Below are 10678 nucleotides of genomic sequence, written 5' to 3' on the forward strand. Positions count from 1 at the left end.
CGTCGCGCGGTGCTGCCTCACCGCGCGACCAGCGGTCCGCCCGGGCCTCCTCTCGTCCGGGCGGGCCGCTTCTTCGTGCCCGACGGCGCCCCCGTCCACGGTGCGCCCCTCGCCCGACGTGCGTGGCGCCGTCGTGCGACGATGAGCCCGTGCCCGAGACCACCGCCGCCCGGCCCGCCTCGACCGGACGCCGGTTCCTCGCCTGGGCGCTGCGCTCCCCCTGGGCCCTGGTCGCGGGCTTCGTGCTCGTGCACGCCTGGCTGATCGTCGACGCCCTGACCTGGGGTTACCGGATCTCGGGCGACGTCCAGCTCTACTGGTACTGGGCCCGCGCCGGCTGGGACCGCGGGATCTGGCCCGTGCTCGACTACGACTGGGTCTACCCCGTGGGGGCCCTGCTGCCGGTCGCCGCCCCCGCCGTCGTCGGAACCTCGTTCGAGGCGTACTACGCACAGTTCCTGGCCCTGATCGTCGTGCTCGACGCGGTCGCCCTCTGGTTCCTCGCGCGCCTGCCCGGTCGCGGCCGGGTCGCGGCCTGGTGGTGGCTGCTGTTCCTCGTCGCGCTCGGGCCGATTTTCCTGGGACGCCTCGACGGCGTGGCCGGGGCGCTGCTGGTCGTCTCGCTCGCGGTCGCGGTCCGCCGACCCGCCGTCGCGACGGCGATCGCGACGTTCGGCGCCTGGGTCAAGATCGCACCGGGAGCCGTGGTCGTCGCACTCCTGACGACAGCGAGGCGCCCGTGGCGCACCGTCGTCCTGCCGGGTGCGGCGGTCAGCGTCGTGGTCGTCGCGCTCGCCCTCGCGGGCGGCTCGGGCGCCCGGGTCCTCGGGGTGTTCGGCACGCAGGACTCGCGCGGCCTGCAGTCCGAGTCGGTCTTCGCCACCCCGTTCAGCGTCCTGCGGCTCATCGACCCGCGCTGGCGGGTCTGGATGAACCCCGACATCCGCACCCTGGAGATCCTCGGCCCCGGCACGACCACGACCGGTCGGCTGCTGGACGTGCTGCTGCCCCTGGCCGTCGTCGCGATCGCCGCGACCTCCTGGTGGGCCGTCCGCCGCCGTCCCGAGGTCCGTACCGACGTGTTCCTCTTCGCGGTGACGGCGCTGCTGCTGAGCCTCATCGTGTTCAACAAGGTGGGTTCGCCGCAGTTCGTCGCGTGGATCGGGCCGCCGGTCGCCGTCGCGATCGCGCTCGCCGGGCCGGGCGCACGGTCGGTCTGGTCGCCCCCCGCCCTCGCCGTCCTGGGAACCGCAGCGCTGACGCAGGTGCTCTACCCGATCGCGTACTGGGAGTTCATGGTCGGCACGCCGTGGATCGTCCTCCTCGCGGCCGTCCGCAACGTCGCGCTCGTGGTGCTGCTCGTCGGGGCGGTGGTCCGGCTGGTCCAGCTCGGGCGGGGCGGGTCGGCGAGCGCAGCGGCGACCGACCTGGCCGACGGCGAGGTCCCGGTGCGCCGTGAGGACCCCGAACCGACGACGACCACGTGACGGGGGTGCGTCGTCGGGCGCTCCCGGTCAGGCGAGCAGGCTCAGGTGACCTCCCGCGCGCCCGGCGTCGAGGAGGTGCTCGACGGTGAGCCGGTAGTAGGCGCGCACGGTCGCCTGCAGGAGCTCGGCGTCGTCCTCGCGGACGGCCGTGGCCATGCCTGCGAGGTCCTCGGCCAGCTCGAGGTGCGGGAGCCGGTCGTTGTGCAGGGTGAGCAGGCGGTGCACGTGGGGCCGCAAGGACGCGGCGGTCCTGGCGAGCACGTGGTTGCCTGCACGGTCGACGAGCAGGTCGAGGAACTCGATGCCGTAGAGCCGGTACTCCTCGGCGCCGTCGCTGAGGGCCGCGCGGAGCTGGTGCTCGCTGAGGTCCTGGATCCAGGCCGTGTCCTGGTCGGTGAGCCGTGGCAGGGCGAGCCTGGCGGCCAGTCCCGACAGCTCGGCCAGGACCTGGGCGACCTCGGCGAGGTGCACGGGGTCGAGCTCGGTGACGCGGCTGCCCCGGTTGACCGCGATGCGCAGCAGGTCGATCTCGGCGAGGCGCCGGAAGGCCTCGCGCACCGGGGTGCGCGACACCCCGAGCACCGTACCGACCTCGGACTCCTTGACGACCTCGCCCGGCGCGAGCTCGCCGGACACGATGGCGTCGAGGAGCACCTCGTAGACGCCGTCGACGAGAGCACTGGACACGGTCAACGGCCGGTCGAGCGGTTGCAGCGGCACGATTCCTCCTTCGGGGTCGCCTCGAGACTAGGCGGTCGACGGCAGGGTTCCCCACCGACGTCCGGGCGCGCGACTGTGAGATGCCCCTGGGGCATGCCGGGGAACGGCGTCAGCCCACCCCACGGGTCGCCTCAGCGTGCGCCGGACTCCTTGCGTGCACGGCTGCGCAGGCGCAGCATGACCGCGCCGGCGACGACGAGCGCTGCGGCAGCAGCGATCATCCAGCCCAGGCCGGCCTGTGCGCCGGTCGTCGCGAGCACCAGCACGCCACCTGTCGTGGCCATCGGCATTCCGTCGCTCATGATCTCTCCCCTCCTTCCCTCTTGTAGGTGTACGTGTATACGTGCATACTAGAGGAGTCAGCAACGAGAGCACAACCCCGAGAGAGAGAAGCCGCCATGACCGCCCCGACCATCACCCGCCGCCGGCCGACCACGACCTCGCGTCCGACGGGACGCGCGGTCCACGACCTCGCGGTCGTCGGCCTCGGCTACGTGGGCCTGCCCCTGGCGCAGGAGGCGAGCGTCTCCGGCCTCTCGGTCGCCGGGTTCGACATCAGCGGGGATCTCGTCGCGGGCCTGCGGCTCGGTCGCTCCGCGGTCGACGACATCAGCGACGAGCAGGTCGCCGCCATGAACGCCACCGGCTTCGTGGCGGCGACCGACGAGAGCGTGCTGCGCTCCGCACGCTCGATCGTGATCTGCGTCCCCACCCCCCTGGGGGCCGACGGCGGACCGGACCTCACCGCGGTGCGCAGCGCGGTCGTGACCGTCGGGCGCAACCTGCAGCCCGGCACGCTCGTGGTGCTCGAGTCGACGACCTACCCGGGGACGACCGAGGACATCGTCGCGCCGCTGCTCTCCGAGCACTCGGGCCTGCGTCCCGGGACGGACTTCCACCTCGCGTTCTCGCCCGAGCGGGTCGACCCGGGCAATGGCCGGTTCGGTGTGCGCAACACCCCCAAGGTCGTCGGCGGCCTGACGCCCGCCTGCACCGAGCGCGCGATCGCCCTCTACTCCCGGCTGGTCGACCGCGTCGTGCCGGTCGCCTCGACCCGCGAGGCGGAGACCGCCAAGCTGCTCGAGAACACGTACCGCCAGGTCAACATCGCGCTCGTCAACGAGCTCGCGCAGGCGTGCCACGACCTGGGCATCGACGTGTGGGACGTCATCGGGGCCGCCTCGACCAAGCCGTTCGGCTTCCACGCCTTCCGGCCAGGTGTCGGGGTCGGCGGCCACTGCATCCCGATCGACCCCATGTACCTGAGTCACCACCTCCGCGAGCGCCTGGGCAGGCCGCTGCGCATGGCCGAGCTCGCCCAGGAGATCAACACCTCGATGCCCGAGTACGTGGCCCGCAGGTGCCAGGACCTGCTCGGCGACGACGGCCTGCCGCTGCGCGGCGCGCACGTGCTTCTCCTGGGCGTGGCCTACAAGCCCGACATCTCCGACGACCGGGAGACCCCCGCGCGCCCCCTCGCGCAGGCCTTGAACGACCGGGGCGCCCGTGTGGAGTTCCACGACCCGCACGTCACGTCCTGGGACGTGCCCTCCACCGTGCGCGTCGACGACGAGCACCTCGCAGCGGCGGTCGCCGCCGCCGACCTCGTCGTCCTCGTCCAGCGCCACACCGCGTACGACCTGCCTGCCCTGGCGCCGACCGCGCAGCGCTTCCTCGACACCACCGGCACCCTGCCCGGCGTCACCGCCACCCTCTGACCGGCCAGCCCGAGGAGACAGTCCGATGTCCGCACAGCCCCCGCTCAGCGCCTTTCGCGTCACCGGCCGCGCCACCTGGGTCCTGCTCGCCGGAGCCGCAGCCGGGATCGCCTGGGCCGGCTACCGGCTCACCGCCGTCGTCACCGGGGGCAACCCGGTCCTGTGGGTCTACGCCGCCGGCATCGTGCTGCTCGTGTGGCAGCTCGCCGTCGCGGCGTTCGACAAGCCCTCGCGCGCCACGGACGACGGCGCCGCCCGCCTCGCCCAGGCCGAGGTCGCGGTCCTGGTGCCCGCGTTCAACGAGGACGACGAGACCCTGCGGGCCAACCTCGAGGCGCTCCTGCGCCAGACCCACCTGCCTGCCGCGATCTGCGTCGTGGACGACGGGTCGACCGTCGGCGACTACGCCGCGGTCCGCGACTGGTTCCTCGGTGCCGCGGAGGGGGCGGGCGTGACCGGCACCTGGCAGCGCCAGCCCAACGGGGGCAAGCGCAGCGCGCAGGTCACCGCCGCCAGGACGTTCCCCTATGCCGACTTCTACGTCACGGTCGACAGCGACACCCAGCTCGACCGACGCGCGATCGAGGAGACCCTCCAGCCCTTCGAGGACCCGCAGGTCCAGTCGGTCGCGGGCACCATCCTGGTGACGAACTACCGCACGAACCTCCTCACCCGCATGCAGGAGGTCTGGTACCTGTCGATGCAGATGGTCGACCGTGCCGCGCTGTCCCGGACGGGCTCGGTGCTCGTCAACTCCGGGGCGCTCGCCACCTATCGTGCGGCAGTCCTGTGGGACAACGTCGAGCACTACCTCGCCGAGACCTTTCGCGGCCGGCCGGTCCACACGTCCGACGACAGCCTGCTGACCCTGTTCGCCCAGCAGCGCGGACGCACCGTCCACCAGCCCAGCGCCTTCGCGTTCACGAACATGCCCTCGACGTTCGACGGGCACCGCCGGCAGCAGCTGCGCTGGATGCGCGGTTCCTTCCTGCGCTCGGGCACCCGTTTCCGCAGCCTCCCCACCGACCGGTTCGCCTACTGGTACCACCTGGTGCGCTGGGTCCAGTACTCGGTGGCCACCATGGCGCTCGTCGCACTCGTCGTGTCGGGTGCGCTCCTGCACCCCGCCGCCCTGGCCATGGGCGCCGTCATCGTCGGCACCGTCCAGCTCGTCGTCGCGGCGCCGTACCTGACGCTGCGCCGCAGCGACCAGACGACCGCGCAGCGGGTCACGGTGTTCGCCTGCGCCCCGCTCGTCGGGCTCTGGTACCTCACGGTCCTGCGCGTCATGCGCTGGTACGCCATGGCGACGGTCGGCAACGTCTCGTGGGGCACCCGGCAGTCGGTCGAGGTCACCGCCTGAGCGTGCCGCCCGGCGTCGGGCGCCCCGCGGTCACGAGCCCGTGGTCGAACGCCGCGATGACGAGCTGGGCCCGGTCACGGGCGCCGAGCTTGGCGAGCAGGTTGCCGACGTGGGTCTTGACGGTCCCCATGGAGATCGTCAGCCGCTGCGCGATCTCCTGGTTGGACAGCCCGCGGCCCACGAGCGCGAGCACCTCGACCTCCCGGCTCGTGAGGGCCGTCGGGGCGACCGCCTCGCGCGACGGCCCGCCGTCGAGGTAGTGCGTGACGATCCGGGTGAGGATGGCCGGGGCGAACAACGACTCGCCCGCGTGCGTACGCCGTACGGCGTCGATGAGGCTCGCGGGCTCCGCGTCCTTGAGCAGGAAGCCGCTCGCCCCCGCGCGCAGGGCGCCGTGGACGTACTCGTCGAGCTCGAACATGCTGAGCACGAGGACGCGGGTCGTCGCGAGGTCGGGGTCCGCCACGATCCGGCGCGTGGCGTCGATCCCGTCGCCGCCGGGCATGCGGACGTCCATCAGGACGACGTCGGGGCGGGTCCGGCGAGCGGTCTCGACCGCGGCCTCACCTGAGCTCGCCTCGCCCACGACCAGCAGGTCGCCCGCACCGTCGACCACGATCCGCAGGCTGTGGCGGATCAGCGGCTGGTCGTCCACGACGAGCACCCGCACCGGCGCCACGGTGGTCGCGGAGCCCGACGTCGTCACGACCGCCCACCGTCCGGCAGCACGGCCTCGACACGGAACCCGCGCCCGCAGGGGCCCGAGGCGAGGGAGCCGCCGAGCGCCACGACCCGCTCGCGCAGGCCCGCGAGCCCGACCCCTGCCCCAGGATGAGGCACCCACCCGGCGACGGGCCCCTCGTCCTCGACGACCAGCCGCAGCCCCGCGACGTCGCGGCGGAGGACGACCTGGGCCCGGGTCGGGCCTGCGTGCCGCAGGACGTTCGCGAGGGCCTCACGGACGACCGCGCACGCGCCGAGCCCCACCCCGGCCGACACCGTGTGGTCCTCGGCGTCGAGCGCGACGTCCAGGCCCGCGGACCGGGCGCTCTCGACGATCTGCGGGACGTCGTCGAGCGTCTCCGCGGGACGCAGCGGGGCGTCGTCTCCCGGGCTGCGCAGGACCGTGAGCATCCTGCGCAGCTCCGTGGTCGCGTCCCGCCCCGCGCGCTCGATGTCGGCGAGGGCGCGGGCCCGCTCGGCCTCGCCGTCGGGCCCGGACACGGTGCGCGCCGCCGCGGCACGCACCGTGATGAGACCCAGGCCGTGCGAGGCGAGGTCGTGCAGGTCACGGGCGATGCGCAGGCGCTCGGCCTGCGCGGCCCGTTCCGCCGCCCAGGCCGTCAGGTCCTCCTCGTACGCGTGGCGCTCGCGCCGGGACCGGACCAGGGCCCAGGCCAGGACGCCTGCCGTGCCGGCCGTCGCGACGAGCAGGACGACGAGGGCCGTCACGGGGCGATCGACGCCGAGGGTCGCGAGCACGAGGACGAGGGCGCCCACGAGGCCACCGGCGAGGGGCCACACGCGAGATCGCAGCACGGGTCGGGCGGTCGTCTCCACCCCCGGAGTCTAGGGATCCGCCGCGGCGCGCACATCGGACCACGGTCCGAGGGACCGGGGTCGGACGCCGAGCCCCAGGTCCGACCCCTGGCCCGATGACCTGCGGACCCGCAGCGGCTGGACTGTGGGCATGTTGACCATCGAGCACCTCGTCAAGCGCCACGGCTCCCGCACCGTCCTCGACCACGTCGGCTTCGAGGCCCGACCGGGCCGGGTGACCGCGTTCCTCGGGCCGAACGGCGCCGGCAAGTCGTCCACCCTGCGCGTCCTCCTCGGCCTGGACCGGGCCGACGAGGGGCGCGCCCTCGTCGCGGGTCAGTCCTACCGGTCCCTGCGCGACCCGCTGCGCACTCTCGGGTCGATGCTCGACGGCTCGGGGGCGCACCGCTCGCGCACGGCCCGCAACCACCTCTCCTGGGTCGCGCGCAGCAACGGGATCCCCCAGCGGCGGGTCGACCACGTGCTCGAGCAGGTCGGGCTCACGACGTCGGCACGGACGCGTGTGGGGCGCTACTCCCTGGGGATGGGGCAGCGCCTGGGGCTCGCGTGCGCTCTGCTGGGCGAGCCCGAGGCCCTGGTCCTCGACGAACCCGTCAACGGGCTCGACCCGGAGGGAATCCGGTGGATCCGTGGCCTGCTCCGCGCGCACGCGGACGCGGGCGGCACGGTCCTGCTGTCGAGCCACTTCATGGGCGAGGTCGCCGACATCGCCGACGACCTCGTGATCATCGCGGGCGGGCGGGTCGTCGCGGACGGGATCCTCGACGACGTGACCCGCCGCCACGACACCCTCGAGGACGCGTTCTTCGCGCTCACGAGCGACGGCCGGGAGACGGTCCGATGAGGACGTGGAACGTGTTCGCCGCGGAGCTGCAGAAGCTCTCGGCGCTCCCCGCGGTGTGGACCGGGGCGGCGGTCGCCGTCCTCGGGGCGACCGCGCTGACCCTGCTCAACGCGGTCGGCGTCCGCGACGCGCTCCTCGCCGGGCGTCCCGAGGACACGGGCTACGGTTCCGCGTTCGACACCGCGTTCGCGTCCATGCCGATCGGCACCGTGGGGGCGGTCGTGATCGGCGTGGTCGCGATGAGCAGCGAGTTCACCGCGAACAGCCCCGACGCCGGGGGCGGGCGGCAGATCGGCACGACGCTCGCCGCGGTCCCGCGCCGCGTGGGCGTCCTGGTCGCGAAGGCCGCCGCGGTCGTCCTGCTCGTGCTCGCGACCGCGGCGGTGGCGATCCCGGCGAGCGTCACCCTCGCCGAGGCGCTCATCGGCGACGCCGCGACCTCGACGGTCCCCGCCGACGAGGCCGTCCGGCGCTGCCTCGGCGCGGCCCTCTACTGGACCCTCACCGCGCTCCTCGCCCTGGCCGTCACGGTCTTCACGCGCAGCGGGGTCGTCCCGCTCCTCGTGCTCGTGGTCAACAGCTCCCTGGTGTCGGTGTCGCTCCTGCTCACGATGCTCACCCCGGTCGCGCACTGGCTCCCGGACATGGCGGGGCGCAGGCTCTTCGGGGACGTCGACACGGTCGCCGGTGGGCTGGCCGCCGGACCCGGTGCGCTCGTCATGACCGGGTGGGCCCTGGCGCTCCTCGTGGTCGCGGGAACCGTGTTCTCCCGGCGGGACGCGTGAGGGCCGTGGGGCTGCGGTCCGTCGTCGCCGCGGAGCTCGACAAGCTGCGCACTCTGCCCGTCACGGTCCTCGCCGTCGTGGGGACCGTCGTCGTCGGCGCCCTGATCGCCGCCGCGCAGGCGGGCACGGCCGCCGACCAAGGCCTTCCCACCTCGGCGGTCGACGTCACGCTCCGGACGGTGCCGTTCGTCGTGGCGGGTCTCGTGCTGGTCGGGGTGCTGGCGGTCTCCCAGGAGCACGCCGGTCGCCAGGTCGCCACGACGCTGGCCGCCGTGCCGCGTCGGGGCCTGCTCGTCGCGGGCAAGAGCATCGCGGTGACCGGTGTCGTCGCGATGGCGGCGATCTCGACGCTCGGCGCGTGCGCGGCCGCGGCCGCGGTCACGCAGCACCTGCTCGGCGCACCCGCCTCGCCGGACGGCGCCGGAGCGGGTGCGCTCCTGGGGGCCGCGGCCTACCTCGTCCTGATCGGGGTGTTCTCGCACGCCGTGGCATTGGTCGTGCGCCACCTCGTGCCCGCACTCGTCGGTGTCCTCGCGCTCGTGCTCGTCGTGTCCCCGCTGCTCGCGGGCACGACCGAGCACGCACGCTGGTTGCCCGACCGCGCCGCGGCGGCCTGGTTCGACGCGGGTCCGGGCGCGCTCGACGGGCCGACGGCGACGCTCGTCGCGCTCGCGTGGGTGGTGGTGGTCGGCGGCGTGGGCTCGTGGCGGTTCCTGGTGCGCGACGCGTAGGTCCACGTACGTACCGCGATTGATAATGAGAGTGGTTCTCATTCTCTGCTACGGTGTGCGAGGTCCGGCGCTCCTGCGTCGGAACCCCTCCACCTACCGGAAGGACGGTGGGACCCGCCGGGGTCCCGTGACGCCATGACAAGCACCAGACACCGCAGCCTCGCCCTGGGGATCGCCCTCGCCCTGCCCGCCGCCGTCCTCGCCGGCTGTGCCACGGGCGAGGGCTCCCCTGCGACCTCCGACGCGGCAGAGCACGACCACGAGCACGACCACGAGCACGAGGACGGCGGCCACGGGACCGAGGCCGCGACCGACACCCCGCGCATCGCACTGACCTACGACGGAGGCGTCGTCGTGCTCGACGGCACGAGCCTCGAACAGGTCGCCGACCTCCCTGTCGACGGCTTCACGCGCCTCAACCCCGCGGGCGACGAGCGCCACGTGATCGTCTCCGCGGGCGACGCGTTCCGGGTCCTCGACCTCGGCACGTGGGGCGAGCCCCACGGCAACCACTCGCACTTCTACACGTCCGACCCGGCCTTCACGAAGGTCGAGTTCGCCGCGAACCACCCCGGGCACGTGGTCCGCCACGCGGGCCGCACGGTCCTGTTCAACGACGGCTCGGGGCTCGTCGAGTCGTTCGACCCGCACGACCTCGCCGACGGCACGCCGAAGACCACCACGTACACGACCCCGTCGCCGCACCACGGCGTCGCGGTCGAGCTCGAGAACGGGAACCTGCTGGTCACCGACGGCAACGAGGACGCCCGGTCGAGCGTCGTCGTCCTCGACAGCGGCCACCACGAGATCGCGCGCACCGACGCCTGCCCGGGGGTGCACGGCGAGGCCGTCGCGTCCGACGAGGCCGTGGTCGTGGGCTGCGAGGACGGCGTGGTCGTCTACGCGGGCGGCGAGCTGACCAAGATCCCGTCGGCCGACGCGTACGGCCGCATCGGCAACCAGGCCGGGTCCGAGGAGTCCGCGGTCGTCCTGGGCGACTACAAGACCGACCCCGACGCCGAGCTGGAACGCCCCACGCGCGTCTCGCTCGTCGACACCGTGAGCAAGCAGATCGCCCTGGTCGAGACGGGCGCGAGCTACTCGTTCCGCTCGCTCGGCCGCGGCCCGCACGGCGAGGCCCTGGTCCTCGGGACCGACGGGGCGCTGCGCGTCATCGACCCCGCCACGGGCACGATCACCAGCACGATCCCCGTGACCGGAGCCTGGACCGAGCCCGACGAGTGGCAGGCCCCGCGCCCCACGCTCTTCGTGCTCGACCACACCGCATACGTGACCGACCCTGCCGCCAAGGCCGTGCACGCGGTCGACGTCGAGTCCGGCGAGGTCTACGCGAGCACCACGCTCGACGTCGTCCCCAACGAGCTGACGGGCGTCTCGGGTCTCCCGGAGTAGCCCCTGCCCGACGGCGCCGCGCGCCCCGGGCGGCCACCTCACGACGGAGAGGTGGCC

11 protein-coding genes are annotated in these 10678 nt (G+C 73.8%); 7 read left to right on the top strand and 4 right to left on the bottom strand.

What is annotated here, in order from left to right; genetic code table 11:
• The first annotated feature begins 149 nt into the window (after positions 1–149).
• On the top strand, positions 150–1487 hold the full coding sequence (locus tag ACFRCR_RS12375; RefSeq protein WP_377677885.1) for a hypothetical protein: 1338 nt from the start codon (positions 150–152) through the stop codon (positions 1485–1487).
• 27 nt (positions 1488–1514) lie between these two features.
• Here the strand turns inward: ACFRCR_RS12375 and ACFRCR_RS12380 are convergent, their stop codons facing one another.
• Together ACFRCR_RS12380 and ACFRCR_RS12385 are read right to left on the bottom strand one after the other, a co-directional pair.
• On the bottom strand, positions 1515–2207 hold the full coding sequence (locus tag ACFRCR_RS12380) for a GntR family transcriptional regulator (protein WP_377677887.1): 693 nt from the start codon (positions 2205–2207) through the stop codon (positions 1515–1517).
• Between the two features lie 131 nt (positions 2208–2338).
• On the bottom strand, positions 2339–2509 hold the full coding sequence (locus ACFRCR_RS12385; RefSeq protein WP_377677888.1) for a hypothetical protein: 171 nt from the start codon (positions 2507–2509) through the stop codon (positions 2339–2341).
• 96 nt (positions 2510–2605) lie between these two features.
• Here ACFRCR_RS12385 and ACFRCR_RS12390 point away from each other — a divergent pair, with 96 nt between their 5' ends.
• On the top strand, positions 2606–3925 hold the full coding sequence (locus ACFRCR_RS12390) for a nucleotide sugar dehydrogenase (protein ID WP_377677890.1): 1320 nt from the start codon (positions 2606–2608) through the stop codon (positions 3923–3925).
• A 25-nt stretch (positions 3926–3950) separates the two neighbouring features.
• The gene (locus tag ACFRCR_RS12395) at positions 3951–5288 is read left to right on the top strand and encodes a glycosyltransferase family 2 protein (protein WP_377677891.1); all 1338 of its coding nucleotides are present in this window, start codon (positions 3951–3953) and stop codon (positions 5286–5288) included.
• Here ACFRCR_RS12395 and ACFRCR_RS12400 read toward each other — a convergent pair.
• A complete protein-coding gene (locus ACFRCR_RS12400) occupies positions 5278–5994 on the bottom strand; it encodes a response regulator (RefSeq protein WP_377677893.1) in 717 nt (238 codons plus the stop codon). The genes ACFRCR_RS12395 and ACFRCR_RS12400 overlap by 11 nt on opposite strands.
• Positions 5991–6848 (bottom strand): sensor histidine kinase, encoded by an 858-nt coding sequence (locus ACFRCR_RS12405; RefSeq protein ID WP_377677895.1) that lies wholly within the window; start codon positions 6846–6848, stop codon positions 5991–5993. Before ACFRCR_RS12405 ends, ACFRCR_RS12400 begins: the two co-directional genes overlap by 4 nt.
• 130 nt (positions 6849–6978) lie before the next feature.
• Here ACFRCR_RS12405 and ACFRCR_RS12410 point away from each other — a divergent pair, with 130 nt between their 5' ends.
• From ACFRCR_RS12410 to aztD, 4 genes are all read left to right on the top strand, one after another.
• Positions 6979–7692, top strand: coding sequence for an ABC transporter ATP-binding protein (locus ACFRCR_RS12410; protein WP_377677897.1), 714 nt, complete (start codon positions 6979–6981; stop codon positions 7690–7692).
• On the top strand, positions 7689–8477 hold the full coding sequence (locus ACFRCR_RS12415) for an ABC transporter permease (RefSeq protein ID WP_377677899.1): 789 nt from the start codon (positions 7689–7691) through the stop codon (positions 8475–8477). Before ACFRCR_RS12410 ends, ACFRCR_RS12415 begins: the two co-directional genes overlap by 4 nt.
• Positions 8474–9208, top strand: a complete 735-nt coding sequence (locus tag ACFRCR_RS12420; RefSeq protein ID WP_377677901.1) for a hypothetical protein — start codon at positions 8474–8476, stop codon at positions 9206–9208. Before ACFRCR_RS12415 ends, ACFRCR_RS12420 begins: the two co-directional genes overlap by 4 nt.
• A 135-nt stretch (positions 9209–9343) precedes the next feature.
• Complete coding sequence (gene aztD, locus ACFRCR_RS12425) at positions 9344–10621, top strand: zinc metallochaperone AztD (protein WP_377677902.1); 1278 nt, start codon at positions 9344–9346, stop codon at positions 10619–10621.
• The last annotated feature ends 57 nt before the right edge of the window (positions 10622–10678 follow it).

The organism is Oerskovia sp. NPDC056781 (assembly GCF_042789955.1).
GTDB classification, from domain to species: Bacteria; Actinomycetota; Actinomycetes; order Actinomycetales; family Cellulomonadaceae; genus Oerskovia; species Oerskovia rustica.